Source organism: Parvibaculum sp. MBR-TMA-1.3b-4.2 (assembly GCF_053628815.1).
Genome location: NZ_JBRJHC010000001.1, coordinates 1,974,445 through 1,989,503 on the forward strand (window position 1 = coordinate 1,974,445; position 15,059 = coordinate 1,989,503).

The window sequence follows — 15,059 nt, forward strand, 5'->3', positions numbered from 1 at the left end:
GCCCGCATGAGTCTCGACGGTCCCATATCATCGGAGCAACACAAACAGCCGAAGAAAGACTCAGGGACCTAGCTTTTAAACGAGAGTTCAGAATTGGGGCCGGGCAAGTAGAGTCCATCAAGGAGGAGGAGGAGACGAGTACCCGAAAATTCAAGGGCGCCTGCAACATCTGATATGGGAAAATTTAGCCTTGGTGCGGACGCCAGCAACTTAATGCCCGACTGTCTCGAGTTCTGGCCCTGCCTCTGAAACAACTTCAGTGACTAAATACGCTCGGTCCGGAGACCCGTTAGGCAAAGCGCTGGTGTCGGGCCTGTCCGTCCCAGGAACCGGCGCATCCAGTTTTGTCATTGATGGTGAGAGAAACGGTTCAGCGATCTTGCAGGCGCGCTCGTACAACTGGCCATAGCTCATCGGAAAGATGTTGATTGCATGGTGGGCGTCAGCGCCCCAACGGAGATGGGCGTCATTGAGTTCCTCGGGACAGTCTCCGCCGATCACCAGACAATCCACGCGACTTTTTCTGAGACTCTCGACGTTCTGCATGAGACCAAAAGCATAGGCGTGAACCTGCTCGATCGCGGTCCATGAAAGACTGACGCTTGGTGCCTTCAGTTCAATGAGGATATAGACATCCTGAGAGGTCTGATAAAATCCTGTTTGCGAGGTCGCCCAGCCACACATGTCCGGTTCAAAGTTGTGCGGTACCCGGATTTTATATTTTTGGGCGTTCCAATCGACGTCTACACCGTCGAAGTGATCGCGAAAAACAGAAATCAGCCACTTCGGCGACGTGAAAAAGTTCTCTTTCACGATATACTCCGGCGCCAGCAGCCAGAGATTTCGACCCAGAACTTCCTGACACTCGGCTTCACTTGAGGCAGAAGAAAGCCAGACGGCTTCCATCTGCTCCAGGCGAGCCTCGAGACCATTGCGAATATCCTCGAAATCCCGGAGCCGCCGGACTTCAGTATCGGCCTTCTCTATGTGTTCATCTTGCTCGCTGATTTTGGAGTTAGCCTGATCAATCTCTGATGCCAGGCGAGCATTCTCCAACCGGAGGGGTTTGATGGCCCTGCGTATTGCCGCGTTCAAGGTCGAGCGATGGAGCAAGAGCAGAGTGGCCACCCCGATAACCGCAGGCAGAACAAACACCGCTATTCTGATGGTTTCGTCGCCCATGTTGCCCCTCCCCTCAGTCGCTCCCCTCACGATATTATTTTCAATAATCACGGACAACCGGTTTGGCGGTCATTTGAATTGGGATCAGGAACAGGAAAGAGGATGCACTGATATTACCGTTGCGGGGAAAGAACGACGTGTATTGCAGCACAGCATCCAGGCCCGGCTGCTTCGATTCTGCAATAGCGCCAAGGCCAAGCCCGATCGCTACGAGTTCCGTCCCACCCTCTCCAGCAGCTCTCCCGGCTCCACGTCGAGGGTTTCCGCAAGCTTTGCCAGGATCACGATGGTGGGATTGCGGATGCCACGTTCGATGCCGCTGATATAGGTGCGGTGCAGGCCGCTCTCGAAGGCCAGATCCTCCTGGGACCAGCCCTTTTCGGCGCGTATCCGGCGGACGTTGAGCCCCAGCTGCCTGCGAATGTCCATGCGCCAAAGAGACGGTCCGGCAAAACGAATGTCTGCAGCCGATGAGTCTCATTTTCCTTGACTTCCGGGGCCCCGGAAGCGTTGCTGGAGGCATGGAAACGCAGGCACAGGAACGGTTTCTCAGGCCGACCAGCACCCAGACCGGGCAGATCGCCGAGGCCTCAGTCGCCTCCGGCCTCATCCTCGCCTCCGGCGGGCGGCTTGCGCCGTTCCGGCCCTTCGCGGATGATGACGGGATCGACCTTCTCATCTACGACAAGGCAACCCGGCGGAGCGTGCCCGTGCAGGTGAAGGCCCGGACCGGTCTCGACAATGACAGGACCGGTACGGTGCAGTTCGATGTCAGACTGGCCACTTTCGCGGCCGAGGGTGCGGGGTTCATCGCAGCCGTTCTCATGGACGGTGCCGCTGTTCGGCTTGCATGGCTCATCCCGACGGAAGAGTTCGCGGAGGTCGCCCGCTCGGGGAAGGAGAAGCTCGTCATGGTCGCCTCCGCCAAACCCGGCTCCTCCGACCGCTACCGCGCCTGGCGTCATGACGGCATGACCTCTCTGGCAGGCGCTCTCATCAACCACTTCGAGCACGCGACCGGCTGACCCCGCCTCTTGCGATCTCCATGTCCCTGCGGAATGCTTGGTCCCCGACAGCTACGGGGCGGGGCATCGCAATGCCGAGAAAACACAAACCCGAATGGTACGAATACGGCTTTCCGGAAGAGGTCGAGCCCTTCAGGCTGAAGAGTAGCGAGGCCGACGAACTGGCCGCCATGCTCGACATCAGCGATCCGGAACGCCATGGCGAGCTGATCCGCCAGCTGCAGAAGGCGGGCGATAACTATCGCGATGCCGTGGAACTTTCCCGGATCACACCCTCCGTTCCCAAGCAACGCGCCGCCCTCGACGACCTCCTTTCAACCGCGGACGATCTCCGGCATATCCTCGCCACCATCGACCACGCCTCGCAGGATGCGCTCTGGACGCTGCTCGACGAACACCCGCGCCCTGCCGAGGATCGCGACACCCCCGAGAACGGCTTTACCCAGTACGAGGAACTCCGGATACGTCTGGAGCATCTGACGCCCGTGCTGACGCAGTATCTCGAGGACACGAAGCCGAAAGGCGGGCGTCCGCAGAACACCGAGCTGCAGCAGGCGACCGAAACCCTGATCGACATATATGAAGAGTTCAGCGGCAGCGCCTTCACCCATACCGCCCATGAGGAGGGCAGCTATACGGCCGAGCCCCGGTCCCCGGGCGACCGGTTCGTGCACCGGGTGATGTCGCTCATCGATGGTGATCTGACAGCCAGCACCATCACCTCCGCTATCGGCGCGGTTCTGCGCCGCAGAAAAGACCGGTAGGAAAAACCCCTCCCGCTTACCGACCCGGTTGTTCCTCTCCAGCGTCCGCCCGTCCCGCAGGAAACTGTCGTGGATTTTTTGGGATTGAAGAAAGGACCCTGGATATGACCCGGCAAGACCTTCAAATCGAAAACGTCGCCATTGCTGCGCTCAAGCCTTACGCGCGCAATCCGCGGACTCACTCAAAGAAGCAGCTGAAGCAGATCGAGGACTCGATCCGGCGCTTTGGCTGGACCAACCCTGTGCTGATCGACAGAGAGGGCGGCGTGATCGCCGGCCATGGCCGTCTTGAGGCCGCGAAGGCCATGGGACTCAGGGAAGTCCCTGCGATCCGGTTCGACCACATGAGCGAGGCGGAGAAGCGCGCCTATGTGATCGCGGATAACAGGCTGGCCGAGAATGCAGGCTGGGACCGGGAGCTGCTGGCGATCGAGCTGCAGGATCTCGTCATCGAGGCGCCTGACCTCGACATTACGCTGACGGGCTTCGAGACGGCGGAGATCGATCTGCTGATCGGCGAGCTGGACAAGGCGGAGCCCGACGAGGCGAACGCGCTGCCCGAGATCGACGAAACACTGCCGTCTGTGACGGTGCCGGGCGATCTCTGGCTGCTGGGCCGGCACAGGCTCCTCTGCGCCGATGCGAGGGACGGCCAGGCCTGGGCACGACTCATGGACGGCGAGACGGCGGAGATGGTGTTCACCGATCCGCCCTATAACGTGCCTGTCGAGGGTCATGTGTCGGGGCTGGGGGCACATCACCATGCCGAGTTCGCCATGGCATCGGGCGAGATGTCGCGCGAGGCCTTCCAGGCATTCCTGACCGAGGTGCTTGGCAACATGGCCGCGCAGGCCCGCGAAGGCTCGCTCCACTATGTCTGCATGGACTGGCGGCATCTGGGCGAGTTGCTTCATGCGGGAGACGAGGTCTATCGCGAGATGAAGAATCTTTGCGTCTGGACCAAGTCCAATGGCGGCATGGGCTCGCTCTATCGCTCGCAGCACGAGCTGGTGGGTGTCTTCAAGAAGGGCAAGGCGCCGCATATCAACAACGTCGAACTCGGCAAACATGGCCGCTACCGCAGCAATGTCTGGGCCTATGCGGGCATGAACAGCTTTGGCGGTGATCGGGACGAGGCGCTCGCCATGCATCCCACTGTGAAGCCGGTGGCGCTGGTCGAGGATGCGATCCTCGATGCAACGACGCGCGGCGGCATCGTGATCGATGGCTTTGCGGGCGCCGGCACCACGCTGATGGCGGCCGAGCGCGCGGGCCGCCGCGCCTTCTGCCTCGAGATCGAGCCCCGCTATGTGGATGTGACGCTGAGGCGGTTCCGCAAGACCACGGGCATCGAGCCGATCCATGCGGAGAGCGGCTTCACCTTCGCCGAGATCGAGTAAAGGCCGGCGTCAGCCACCCGGGCGCGGGCCCCGCAAATGCCAGGTTACAGGGAGCTTGACGGCAGGCAGAACACAATGCGCGGGACTTGCAAGGTCCCGCCCCCCCTTTTGCTCCCCGGAACGGGAGCCGGGTGGCAGCGCCACCCAAACAGACAGTGGAGACAGCAAACGCGGACACACCAAACTTAAGGAGAGCTCATATGAGCAACAAACGAAACCGGAAGAAGAGCCCTGAAGACACCGACTACGAGGTCGGCTTCGGTAAACCGCCCAAACGCACGCAGTGGAAAAAAGGCCAGTCGGGAAATCCGAAAGGAAAACCGAAGGGGTCGAAGAACGCTTCCACGGTCTTCGAAGAGATGCTCGCGCAGACCGTGGTCGTGAAGGTAAACGGGCAAGAGCAGCGCATGCCGCTCACCGAGGCCCTGAGGCACAAGCTCACAAAAGGCGCGTTGCAAGGCACGACCAAGGAAACGATGGACGTAATGAAGGAACTGGAGAAGCACTTTCCCGGGACCTTTTCGCCGAAAGATGCCGCGCCGGATACGCTCCGGGTATTGTTCGTCGAGTCCGACGGCGACGGCGCGCCTGAACCGGGTCAGGGCATGCTGCCCTGGGAAGGGCCCGTGCCCGAGAATGTAAGCCGGGCGGAACTCTGGGCCTGGAAATCAGAGTGCTACGCCGAGGCAAGCCGGCGCATAGCTGAATCGGGCGAAGAGGGCTACTTCCAGTGCCTGAACGACGCTGCTGACGAAGCAGAGACAAAGACGGTGAAAGAAGAAGACAATGATGATGACGATTCCTGGCTCGACTGAGCGTCAATCGATCAGATCACCATCGACAAAAAGTGAAGGGGCGTCTGCCCCTTCACCTCTGTCCGTGTCTCGCATGGGCCTGACAACGCCAACTCCCCTGCCCTGAAAGGACTGGACTTCTCCGGCAAAGGAAGCGTCACTGACCATGCTTCCGAAGACGCCAGAGGGGAGACAGTCATGGACGACGATCGCCGCGAAACCGCGCGCAGGCTGTTTGTGGCCTGCGCCGCAACGATCGAGAAGGCACACGACCAGGCCGCTCGGGGCCAGCATCCGCGTCTAGACGCCAAACAGGCCTCGCTCAGTTCCCGGAACATCGTGGAACTGGCGGACCGCATCAGGACGCTGGCCGAGGCGGCGGGTGTGGTTGCGGGCGAGTAGGACCAGCTCCACCGCACCCTTGCCCCCTCGTGCCGATTGCTATAGGTACACCCCATGATCAGGACCGTTCACATCGCTGCTCTATGGCTCCTCGGCATTTCCACCATGCCGGGGCGAGCGCGCTTGATCTGATCACATCACAATCAAACCGCATTGCACCGGCCCTGCCCAGGGCTGTCGACGTGCAGTGTGTGACCAGCCGGGACAGGGCTTCCAAACGACAGGAAAGTCCCGCATGGCTGACCAGAACGATACGCCCCCGGAAGAAGCCTCCATCGATGTCGCCGGCTACGGCCTCGCCATTGCCGGCGCGGCCCTGTTCTCGACCAAGGGCATATTCATCAAGCTCGCCTACACCACCGGTATCGGCACCGAGACCGTGCTGGCGCTGCGCATGCTCGTCGCCTTCCCGTTCTATCTCGCCATCGGTGCCTGGGTGCTGGCGACCTCGCCGGAGTTGCGGGCGCGGCTGAGCCCGGGCGAGATCGCGGCGGCCGCTGGCGTGGGAATCCTCGGCTATTATGTGGCGAGTTCGCTGGACTTTTGGGGCCTGTCCTTCATCACCGCCCAGTATGAGCGTCTGGTGCTCTTCACCTATCCTTTCTTCACGCTGGCACTGGGCGTGCTGTTCTTCGGTGATCGCATGAACTGGGGCGCCGTCCCGGGGCTCGCCATGTCCTATGCGGGGCTCCTGGTCATCATGGCGTGGAACTTCGTCGTGAACCCCGACGGGTTGCTGGCCGGGACGGTGCTAGTCCTCGGCGCGGCAGTGTCCTTCGCCCTCTTCCAGCATCTCGCCAAACGACGCATGGCCGTCATCGGCACGCGGGCCTTCACCTGTATCGCCATGGGGGCCGCCGCGCTGGTGGCACTTGCGCACAATACCGTTCAGCACGGTATCGCGAGCTACGCCGCCTTCTCGGGCGAGATCTGGTTCTACGGGGCCTGTCTCGGGATCGTGGGCACCGTCCTGCCAAGCTTTCTGCTGAACAGCGGTATCCAGCGCATCGGGGCACGAGCCACCTCCTCGACCGCGGCCTTCGGACCGATCGCCACCATCGCGCTCGCCGTCGTCGTGCTGGGCGAGGCGTTCACCGTCTGGCATGCCCTGGGCACGACGCTGGTTGTCCTCGGTGTGGCGTGGTTCAGCCGTGCCGAACACCGCGCCAAGACGCCCGCGCCCATCCCTGCAACACCGGTCGGGGAGCGCGGCGAGGCGTAGCGGCACCATCCCCGTGCCGGAAACGGTTCCCGGTACGTCTTGCGTTTCCCGGTCAGGCGAGAAAGGCGAGGACCTCTTCGCACATCTCGCGACGCCCCTTCTCCGGGCGATCGAGGTGAACATAGTGCGTCGCCTGCGGCAGCTCGAGAACGCGGAGCGAGGCGGCTTTCGTCAGCTCGTCCGCCAGCGCGGTGAGATCGCCCGGCCGACTCCAGAAATCGTTCTCCGAACGGATCAGGAGGACATGGGCGGTGATGTCACCGGCGTCCCACAGCCTGTGCCCACCGGCAAGCGTGAAGGAATCCGCCATCGCACCGTTGGGAGCCCGGAAGGCAGGCGGGTTGCGGGTGTATGACGAAGGATCGGATGCAAGGGCCGCATCCTGGTAGGCCCGCAGAAGAACGGGATCGCGCCATTCCTCCTTGTTCTCCGCGGGAATGGACGCGTCCCAGGACGGCAGCAATGACTCTGCCGTGCTGTATCCGAAGCCGCCCAGCTTGCGGGCATCCAGCCGGTCCGGCTCTTCTGCATCCGCCAGCGGACCGCCCGGCCCGAGCACCGGATGTCCGCGCTCCGCACCGTAGAGAGAATTGTAGAGAATGATCTTCAGATCGGGATCGGCGTGCCTCGCGGCAAACATGCCGACCCAGTGACCGCCGGTTGCCCATCCGAGGAGCCCGAGAACCTGTCGGCCCGTATGCCGCCGGACGGCCTGCGCAACAGCCTCGATATCCTCGACGACTTCATTCGATGGAGAAAGGATCTGCGCCTCGGCCGGATCGCCTTCCTGACCGATGCGGGTCGATCCGCCGTAGCCGCGGGCATCCATGATGAAGACATCATGACCCGCCCGGGCAAGATCAGCCGCCAGCGAACCGTCCGGACAGTCGAGGTCGAATGACGGAATACCCGGTACGCGCGCACCATGGAGCAGAATGACCGGGATCTTTGTCGAAGGGGTATCCGCGGCTGCCACATGCCGGACGGCAAGGCGGATTCCAGGCGCGCTCTCGATCTCGAGGTCTCGTCTAGCAATCGCTTCTGACGACATGAAACGTGTCCTCCCCGGAAGTGCCCGAACGGATACGACTTCTTTTGCAATACCATCGTGGTCTCGCAGGCGCAATTTGAGCGCCCAAGGACCGGATGTCAGTTACTCCCACTGCCACCCACGACAACCTCAACAGCGCTCGCCAGAACACTAATGTCTGAAGCGGTGTCTTTCAGGGTCGCAGCCAGCGCCATGGCATTGTCCGGCGTGATATGTGGCGATTGTCCCTGAACCGACAGTTCGTGACCCTGCTCCAGCAACCTGGTCGCAAGGGCCGAGATTTGTCTGGCGAGATCACGTGTATCGGCGTCCATCGGTTGACGTCTCCTCCCGTGAGAAGTGCAAGCGGTTCGGTACCGCAATGCATGCTTCCTTTGGCAGCGAAGTCCAGTCAGGAAATGATTTCCGAATGACGGGTCAACTTGGGAGGATTGTGTGCCACCCCCAGGGAGTCGAACCCCAGACCCAGACGCTCCAAACCGGCGGAAAATGTAACTTCCACAGCCACTTCGTAATTCGAGGAGGGTAACCAGGCGAGGGGGCTTGTGTCGCAGACCCGCTTGACCGTTGCCAAGTTTCGGCCGGCCGTTGATCAACCTTGCAATTGCGAGAAATTCAACCGATGGCAGCCTTAGGCGCCCGAGATGAACTTAAACACTTGGTCCCATTGCATCGAAACATTACGCCTGCCAAGGCAAGCTTTCGTAGAAAATTCTTACCCTCTCAAAACATTCTTCAAACGGCGGGACCTCACCCAGTTCCAGTTCCAGGGTTTGCCAATTGGCGCCGGATCGCGTTTTGATCTCGGGGTTTTGAAGTGAAGAGGCCGCCGGCTCAATATGACGGGACCGGCACTTTTCATGAAATACCTCCAGAATCTGAGCGCATACCTCGGCTGGAAGTTCATGCTCAGTGATCAATCGATCGAGATCATACACGTCCTGTCGCCTGTTCCGATTGCGCTCAACCTGCTGCAGCATAGCGCGATATTTTTCGGCTATCAGGTCTACAATCCCGTAGGCGAGCAATTCCTGCCCCCCTGTCAGCTCCAATACCTGGATTTGGCGCAACGGCTCATTGAACGAAATATCGAGATCGATAATTCCAGGGGCCCTCCCGGCAAGCATTGCCTGCTCCTGCCTGGTTCCTCGCTGAGCGAAAGCCACTTTGAGTTTGAGGGCAGGAAACTGCGCATCCTCTATTTCAATATGGTTGGGCTGCCTTCTGACCGAGTGCACCTGAAGAATGAGATCGGCGTAACCGAGCTTCGCCGCTGCTCTGGGAAAAGCTGAATCGAGAAGACCCCTTATCACCTCATCAACATTCTCTTTTGCTTCCAGAACAGCCGACAAATCAATATCTGCCGTTTGCCGTGGACTGTTATAGGCAAGCCCCATGAGTATACCCCCCTTCAGAACGAGCTTTTCGTTCAGGGGAGCCGTCATAGCTATCGCGTTCAAAGTAATTTCGGCAGCCTGGCGCTGCCCATATGACGCTGGATCGGCTTTGGCACGCTCGACCCAGCCCGCCACATCAATTTCGATGAAGTCATTGGACATTGAGTGATATCATCCACGTCTCAGAAAAGGTGGGAGCAAAAGCTTTAGACGGATCAAGCTTGCGGCTGCTGCCGCGCTGCCCCAACGCTTTCCATTTTTCTATGCCTGAGTGCCTTAACCCCAAGCGCTCTTCGAGGATGTAGCCTGCGCGACTTTTGACAAGGTCACTTGCAGCAGTATCGACGGCGGAAACGATATCATCCAGATATGTTGCAGCGTGCTCTTCCCAGACATCAAGGATGTGATCCATCCCACCGCAAAGATCGGGTTTTTGCAGCATATCGAGAAACGTTTGTCCTATCGTTGAGAGGCGTGTGTCGCTGCCACGAACTTTCAGGAAAGCACCCGCGGTTTTTGTTTCATAGACATGGACATGCCTTTTTCGAACGCTCTTCGGATGGGTAATGATTTTCAGCGGGAACGGGTTTTCTTCATTTTCGAGGAGAACGCTTTTCATATGATCAGAGATTTGCGACATCGCGCTCTTCCGATCCGGGCGCGTTAGCATCAAAGCCTCGGGGCTTCGGTCTGTGAGCCCCCATCGCTGCATTGCCGAGAGATGTGACACATAACAGGTAGGATCAACGAGGCAGGTGATGTCTTCTGCCGGCAGATCCGAAACCGACAGCACACGGATTATACGTAAGCCGTAGTCACGGTCGGCGCCGACGAATCCTGACTTTTTTAGATTTTGCCGCAGTCGAACAGCATCTTGCTGGGTCGGTGTTTTGTTTCGCAAATAAAGTTTTTCACCTGCTGACGTCAGATACATACGCCAGACAATTCTGAAAAAATCGAAGTGGGTCAGGACCGGCTTGCCATTCGCCTCCAGTAATTCTGCCAGTCGGTGTCCCGCTAGCGTAAGCCTTTCCGGATAAATCGATCGAAGCTTTTCAGCCAATTTTCTCTGCGTCCACGTATATACGTCCTAAGGACGTATATACGTGGACGCATTAACAAGTCAAGTCACCTCTAACGGCTAAGGCTCAGCGAGACCATTTCTTGAAGTGGGGCTTATAAGCGTCCTAAGGACGCTTATAAGCCCCACTTCAACAACAGTCAAGTAATTTCTCCTCCCCACAGCACCCCAATCCAAAAAAGCCACCCTTAAATGACTCCGACAAACACCACGGCACTATGACTATCAAGTTCCGAACATCTCACTCAGGCACCTTCGAGGTCGATCAGGCAGAAGCCGCCCTCGGTTCGACACCTGCCCGCGAATGCAGAAATCTATCTCACGAAATTGCGGGCATCGGCGCGTGTGACACAAAAATCTCTAGGCGGACATAGGCAGCCTGACATCACCATAGGTGTTGCCTCTACAGGAGAAGACGAGTGCTAGATTGAACAAACTTCGACGGCTCACTTGGAAGGAAGCTCGCCATGAATGACGACGACGTGATTGTTCTCAGCTTTGGTCTTGATCGACATCGTGTCGGCAGAGCTTTTTTCGCAGAGGATGATATTGGCGCGATAGTCAGATGCCACTTCGAAACCGAGCGCGCAGTTGACCACGCACTCAAGAAATTCACCGACGGGCGCTTCAAATCTGATGGGAGCCGTGGATTTCGCAACTTCGGCGACAAAATCGAAGTGCTACGGCTACTCGGTGTTGGCGACAATCTACTGAGCCCATTGCGCCGCCACAATGACCACAGAAATCAATTTGCTCATCGCGGACAAGACGAGCTTACCGTCGAACAGGTATCGGACCTTCATCGTATGATCAACGCATTGATACCCGACTACGGGAAAATGAAATTCACCTTCAAAGGTAATCGCAATTTTGAATCCCTCTACAGCGAACTAACGCTCAGGCAAAAGTACGTGGCGAATATGATGGCACTTATAAATCTTGTCGCAGCGCTTCCGGAGGTCGCAAAGCGCAACAAAGACAACCTTAAAGACTCCTGAGATCCGCATCTTATGAAATTGAACTCGAAGCTCCAGCGTTCACAAAAGTAGCCTCGTCACAATTACCTGGTGCGGCAGTGTGTCGAATGGCCCGTCTTCGGTGTCATGAAGCAAAAACGGTAGTTGGGCCGCATCTCTCCTTGGCGAGATATCGAGGAGTGTTCCGTCTCCTGGATCCACAACAGAATGCCTGTCCAGAATACCACCTGAGTTCAGCCACCCACGGACCGGGACGTGACCCGGGTGCAACCGACACCAGCGATCAACGTTCTCGTGGCACCTCGACCGGATCGCCTTGAAGCCGTTCAGTTCTTTTTCCGTCGCGCAGCGCAACGCACGCGTATCCCCCCGGGAAAGCCTCTCCGTTAGCCTCAAACACAATCTATAGCAGGCATCACGATCCATCGCGGAAGCCTACTCGCTAACAGGAAGGCAACCCAACTTGAGGAGCGTCCCCCTACAGGGAACTAGACGACAAGAAGAACAAAACAAATACATTTCCCGCTTGACCCCGTCGACGCGAGGACGCACAAAAGACATCCTGTCCATTTTTGTCCCAGTTTTGATTCGCGAGGGGGTAGCCGGTGGAAGACCTTTCTTTCCGCGCATTGCGGGAGATGAACGGCCTGTCGATCGACGAGACGGCCGAGTTCCTGGAGATGAACCCCAAGACCATTCGACGCTGGGAAGCCGGCGAGACGAAGCCGAAGAAGGCCTATATCGAAATGCTGAAGCACCGGCTGGAAGGCCGGATGGGACACCAGGAGGAGAAGCCCGCCTTCCGCTTCATCGACCTCTTCGCCGGGATCGGCGGCATGCGGCGGGGCTTCGAATCCGCGGGCGGTAAGTGCGTCTTCACCAGCGAGTGGGATGCTTACGCCCAGCGAACCTATCGCGCGAACTTCCCCGACGATCACGACATTGCCGGTGACATCACGAAGGTGAATGCCGACGAGATCCCGGAGCACGACGTGCTGCTCGCAGGCTTCCCCTGCCAGCCCTTCTCGATTGCCGGCGTCTCCAAGCTCGGTTCGCTCGGGCGTCAGCACGGCTTCATGGACAAGACGCAGGGCACGCTCTTCTTCGACGTGCTGCGCATTCTGAAGCACCATCGCCCGGCAGCCTTCCTGCTCGAGAACGTCAAGAACCTGCGCAGCCACAACAAGGGCGACACGTTCCGCACCATCGTCGGCGCGCTGGAGAACGACCTCGGCTACAGGATCAGCTGCCGCATCGTCGATGCGAAGGGCTATGTCCCGCAGCACCGGGAGCGCATCTTCATTGCGGGCTTCCGCGAGGATACGGGCTTCGACTTCGACCGGCTCGAGTTCCGGGATCCCAAGACGGGCCCGACGCTTGAAGAGATCCTCCACTCCTATGACGAGGACCCGGAGGGCCACTACACCACTACGAAAAAGATCGGGCGCCTTGGCAACGTGACAGCCGCTGACGACCGCTACACGCTCTCCGACAAGCTCTGGACCTATCTCCAGGGCTATGCCGCCAAGCACCGCGCGGCCGGCAACGGCTTCGGCTTCGGGCTCAACACCCCGAAAGACAAGGCCCGCACCCTCTCGGCCCGCTACTACAAGGACGGCAGCGAGATTCTGATAGCACAGGCCCGCAAGAACCCGCGCCGCCTGACGCCCCGGGAATGCGCCCGTCTGATGGGCTTCGATCCCGACCGGGAGACCCGGATGGACATTCCGGTCTCCGACACCCGCGCCTACAAGCAGTTCGGCAATGCAGTGGTGGTCCCGGTGGTCGCGGAGATCGCGCGCTACATGAAGCCGCATGTGATGCGGATCCTCGATCCGGGCGAACTCTTCGAGGCTGCCGAACCCTTCACCCCGGAACCATCGGAAGAGCTGCGCCTCGAACTTGGCTGACACCGTCTCACCGGAAACCCGCAGCCGGATGATGTCCGGCATCAGGGGGAAGAACACGAAGCCGGAGCTTCTGATCCGCCGCGGGCTGCATGCCCGCGGCTTCCGCTTCCGGCTTCATGTGAAGGACCTGCCCGGCAAGCCGGATCTGGTCCTCCCCCGCTACCGGGCGGTGGTGTTCGTAAATGGCTGCTTCTGGCACGGCCATGACTGCCATCTCTTCAAATGGCCGAAGTCCCGGGAGGAGTTCTGGCGCACCAAGATCCGGACCAACCGTGCCAATGACAAGAAACACCTCGCCGCCCTCCGGGAGAAAGGCTGGCGCGTGCTGGTCATCTGGGAGTGTGCGCTCAAAGGCCGGACGAGACGCGATCCGGATGAGGTTCTATCATCTGCTGCAGCCTGGCTGCGCAGCGACAGGGATATCGGAGAGATCAGGGGGAGAGTGTGACTGCACAGAAAGAGATGGCGTTCGGGCAATCGGGAACGGATGCAGATCTGCTCGCCCGTTTGTTTGACCGGGCGGATCAGGTCCTCGTCAAGAAGCTCTCCAACAATGACCGCGACTGGGCGCGCCACAAAAACAAGCATCAGGCCGGCGTCTATATCCCGCACGAGCAGAGAGACGGCGGCTTCTTTCCTGCCCTGCAAGCGAAGGAGAGGAAAGAAGAAGGCGCCGAGATCCGGGAGGTCTATTTTCCGACCGTATGGCCGCAGCTGGCTGATGAGGAGAAGCTGACCCGACTGGTCCACTACACCAGCAAAGGCCAGGAAACCCACATGACCGGCCTGCCAAAAGAGGCCTTCGCCGAGCTCCTTCCCGCGTCGTTCCTCGTGATGGGACGCATATCGAAGGACGACGGGTACAGATACGAATGCCTGACGATCGACTCCGACAGCGATGAAGCCATTCTTCTGGCCGAGATGTTCGACATCGACGCCACCTTCATGGTGGCCGTGCTGGATCCTGCCGAGGTCCGAGCCAGAGAGCGCGAACGTATTCTGGACTTTGCCGAACAGGTAATCGCGGCCTGGGAGAAAGGCAGGATCGCGGAATTCGCGAAGACCAATGCTACGATGCCGCCGACCGCAGAACTGGCGCATAAGGCGCGCAACGCCTTTCTGGAGAAAAACGGTCTCGAGAAGCTCGATCCCTTCACCCTTGAAAACCCGGGCGACGTCCTGCGGGAGATCAGTCGCAGTATCGAATGGGAGCTCTTCAAGGAATTCCAGAGAAGGGAGAGAGCTGTCGAACTGGTACGGCTGGTGCTGGGCGACAAGCCACGCAAGATAACCGCGTCAGAGGTGATCCGCAGGCTCGTCGACGAACTCCCGGCAATAGACGCGCTGATGCTTTCTGCCAGCCAGCAGCGCAAGTCGCGGGCGGGTTATTCCTATGAGCATCACATAGAGGCCATGCTTCTCGGCGGAGAGATCCCCCACGAAAAGCAGGTCGTCATTGCCTCGAGGAAACGCCCCGACTTTGTTCTGCCGTCGCTCGCCTTCGTCGACAGCAATACAGAGGATGCAGCGACGGGCCTGATCCTCAGCGCCAAGACCACACTTCGCGAGAGATGGAAACAGGTCGAACGCGAGAAAGGCGGGCGTCAGCTGTTCCTCACAACGGTTGATGAAAACATTGCCGGCAGCACGATCGAGGACATGGACTCCATCGGTGTCTGCCTGGTTATTCCCGAGAGTCTCAGGAAGTCCAAGGAAACGGAATACTGCGGCCACGACAACGTGGTGAGCTTCAGGGAGTTTTGCGATGAGTTCGTGCAACCTCATCTGATCTTGTGGAATGCCGCGATGGCGTGATCCCCCAAAGGACTTGAACTTCGATCCTGCATGATCTTC

At 59.2% G+C, this 15,059-nt stretch carries 16 protein-coding genes; 10 read left to right on the plus strand and 6 right to left on the minus strand.

The window, feature by feature from the left end; all coding sequences use genetic code 11:
* Positions 1–210 precede the first annotated feature (210 nt).
* Both ACSSVQ_RS09495 and ACSSVQ_RS09500 read right to left on the minus strand, forming a co-directional pair.
* The gene (locus tag ACSSVQ_RS09495) at positions 211–1,182 is read right to left on the minus strand and encodes a hypothetical protein (RefSeq protein WP_167096049.1); all 972 of its coding nucleotides are present in this window, start codon (positions 1,180–1,182) and stop codon (positions 211–213) included.
* 207 nt (positions 1,183–1,389) lie between these two features.
* Positions 1,390–1,611, minus strand: coding sequence for a helix-turn-helix domain-containing protein (locus tag ACSSVQ_RS09500; protein WP_167096051.1), 222 nt, complete (start codon positions 1,609–1,611; stop codon positions 1,390–1,392).
* A 92-nt stretch (positions 1,612–1,703) separates the two neighbouring features.
* Between ACSSVQ_RS09500 and ACSSVQ_RS09505 the strand changes: the two genes are divergently transcribed.
* The 6 genes from ACSSVQ_RS09505 to ACSSVQ_RS09530 all read left to right on the plus strand — a co-directional run bounded on the left by ACSSVQ_RS09505 (position 1,704) and on the right by ACSSVQ_RS09530 (position 6,789).
* Complete coding sequence (locus ACSSVQ_RS09505) at positions 1,704–2,207, plus strand: DUF4365 domain-containing protein (RefSeq protein WP_167096052.1); 504 nt, start codon at positions 1,704–1,706, stop codon at positions 2,205–2,207.
* A 71-nt stretch (positions 2,208–2,278) separates the two neighbouring features.
* Entirely contained in the window at positions 2,279–2,971 is a 693-nt protein-coding gene (locus tag ACSSVQ_RS09510; protein ID WP_167096054.1) for a hypothetical protein, read from the plus strand.
* 104 nt (positions 2,972–3,075) lie between these two features.
* The gene (locus tag ACSSVQ_RS09515; protein ID WP_167096056.1) at positions 3,076–4,371 is read left to right on the plus strand and encodes a site-specific DNA-methyltransferase; all 1,296 of its coding nucleotides are present in this window, start codon (positions 3,076–3,078) and stop codon (positions 4,369–4,371) included.
* 200 nt (positions 4,372–4,571) lie between these two features.
* The gene (locus ACSSVQ_RS09520) at positions 4,572–5,186 is read left to right on the plus strand and encodes a DUF5681 domain-containing protein (protein WP_167096058.1); all 615 of its coding nucleotides are present in this window, start codon (positions 4,572–4,574) and stop codon (positions 5,184–5,186) included.
* 177 nt (positions 5,187–5,363) lie between these two features.
* A complete protein-coding gene (locus tag ACSSVQ_RS09525) occupies positions 5,364–5,567 on the plus strand; it encodes a hypothetical protein (protein WP_167096060.1) in 204 nt (67 codons plus the stop codon).
* Positions 5,568–5,802: 235 nt separating this feature from the next.
* Entirely contained in the window at positions 5,803–6,789 is a 987-nt protein-coding gene (locus tag ACSSVQ_RS09530; protein WP_167096062.1) for a DMT family transporter, read from the plus strand.
* A 52-nt stretch (positions 6,790–6,841) separates the two neighbouring features.
* On the opposite strand, the gene ACSSVQ_RS09535 is transcribed toward ACSSVQ_RS09530, so the two are convergent.
* The 4 genes from ACSSVQ_RS09535 to ACSSVQ_RS09550 all read right to left on the minus strand — a co-directional run bounded on the left by ACSSVQ_RS09535 (position 6,842) and on the right by ACSSVQ_RS09550 (position 10,300).
* The gene (locus ACSSVQ_RS09535) at positions 6,842–7,840 is read right to left on the minus strand and encodes an alpha/beta hydrolase (RefSeq protein WP_167096064.1); all 999 of its coding nucleotides are present in this window, start codon (positions 7,838–7,840) and stop codon (positions 6,842–6,844) included.
* Between the two features lie 98 nt (positions 7,841–7,938).
* On the minus strand, positions 7,939–8,154 hold the full coding sequence (locus ACSSVQ_RS09540) for a hypothetical protein (RefSeq protein WP_167096066.1): 216 nt from the start codon (positions 8,152–8,154) through the stop codon (positions 7,939–7,941).
* Between the two features lie 366 nt (positions 8,155–8,520).
* The gene (locus ACSSVQ_RS09545; protein WP_167096068.1) at positions 8,521–9,399 is read right to left on the minus strand and encodes a nucleotidyl transferase AbiEii/AbiGii toxin family protein; all 879 of its coding nucleotides are present in this window, start codon (positions 9,397–9,399) and stop codon (positions 8,521–8,523) included.
* Entirely contained in the window at positions 9,389–10,300 is a 912-nt protein-coding gene (locus ACSSVQ_RS09550; RefSeq protein ID WP_293328604.1) for a type IV toxin-antitoxin system AbiEi family antitoxin domain-containing protein, read from the minus strand. The genes ACSSVQ_RS09545 and ACSSVQ_RS09550 overlap by 11 nt, the downstream gene beginning before the upstream one ends.
* Before the next feature lie 485 nt (positions 10,301–10,785).
* Between ACSSVQ_RS09550 and ACSSVQ_RS09555 the strand changes: the two genes are divergently transcribed.
* The 4 genes from ACSSVQ_RS09555 to ACSSVQ_RS09570 all read left to right on the plus strand — a co-directional run bounded on the left by ACSSVQ_RS09555 (position 10,786) and on the right by ACSSVQ_RS09570 (position 15,020).
* On the plus strand, positions 10,786–11,316 hold the full coding sequence (locus ACSSVQ_RS09555) for a hypothetical protein (RefSeq protein WP_167095835.1): 531 nt from the start codon (positions 10,786–10,788) through the stop codon (positions 11,314–11,316).
* A gap of 584 nt (positions 11,317–11,900) precedes the next feature.
* On the plus strand, positions 11,901–13,205 hold the full coding sequence (gene dcm / locus ACSSVQ_RS09560; RefSeq protein ID WP_293328605.1) for a DNA (cytosine-5-)-methyltransferase: 1,305 nt from the start codon (positions 11,901–11,903) through the stop codon (positions 13,203–13,205).
* A complete protein-coding gene (locus ACSSVQ_RS09565) occupies positions 13,198–13,653 on the plus strand; it encodes a very short patch repair endonuclease (RefSeq protein ID WP_167096105.1) in 456 nt (151 codons plus the stop codon). Before dcm ends, ACSSVQ_RS09565 begins: the two co-directional genes overlap by 8 nt.
* The gene (locus tag ACSSVQ_RS09570) at positions 13,650–15,020 is read left to right on the plus strand and encodes a type II restriction endonuclease (RefSeq protein ID WP_167096103.1); all 1,371 of its coding nucleotides are present in this window, start codon (positions 13,650–13,652) and stop codon (positions 15,018–15,020) included. Before ACSSVQ_RS09565 ends, ACSSVQ_RS09570 begins: the two co-directional genes overlap by 4 nt.
* The last annotated feature ends 39 nt before the right edge of the window (positions 15,021–15,059 follow it).

Excerpts from the sequence above, each read along its gene's own strand:
- ACSSVQ_RS09495 (WP_167096049.1), bottom strand. The coding sequence starts at position 1,182 with ATGGGCGACGAAACCATCAGAATAGCGGTGTTTGTTCTGCCTGCGGTT.
- ACSSVQ_RS09500 (WP_167096051.1), bottom strand. The coding sequence starts at position 1,611 with ATGGACATTCGCAGGCAGCTGGGGCTCAACGTCCGCCGGATACGCGCC.
- ACSSVQ_RS09505 (WP_167096052.1), top strand. The coding sequence starts at position 1,704 with ATGGAAACGCAGGCACAGGAACGGTTTCTCAGGCCGACCAGCACCCAG.
- ACSSVQ_RS09510 (WP_167096054.1), top strand. The coding sequence starts at position 2,279 with ATGCCGAGAAAACACAAACCCGAATGGTACGAATACGGCTTTCCGGAA.
- ACSSVQ_RS09515 (WP_167096056.1), top strand. The coding sequence starts at position 3,076 with ATGACCCGGCAAGACCTTCAAATCGAAAACGTCGCCATTGCTGCGCTC.
- ACSSVQ_RS09520 (WP_167096058.1), top strand. The coding sequence starts at position 4,572 with ATGAGCAACAAACGAAACCGGAAGAAGAGCCCTGAAGACACCGACTAC.
- ACSSVQ_RS09525 (WP_167096060.1), top strand. The coding sequence starts at position 5,364 with ATGGACGACGATCGCCGCGAAACCGCGCGCAGGCTGTTTGTGGCCTGC.
- ACSSVQ_RS09530 (WP_167096062.1), top strand. The coding sequence starts at position 5,803 with ATGGCTGACCAGAACGATACGCCCCCGGAAGAAGCCTCCATCGATGTC.
- ACSSVQ_RS09535 (WP_167096064.1), bottom strand. The coding sequence starts at position 7,840 with ATGTCGTCAGAAGCGATTGCTAGACGAGACCTCGAGATCGAGAGCGCG.
- ACSSVQ_RS09540 (WP_167096066.1), bottom strand. The coding sequence starts at position 8,154 with ATGGACGCCGATACACGTGATCTCGCCAGACAAATCTCGGCCCTTGCG.
- ACSSVQ_RS09545 (WP_167096068.1), bottom strand. The coding sequence starts at position 9,399 with ATGTCCAATGACTTCATCGAAATTGATGTGGCGGGCTGGGTCGAGCGT.
- ACSSVQ_RS09555 (WP_167095835.1), top strand. The coding sequence starts at position 10,786 with ATGAATGACGACGACGTGATTGTTCTCAGCTTTGGTCTTGATCGACAT.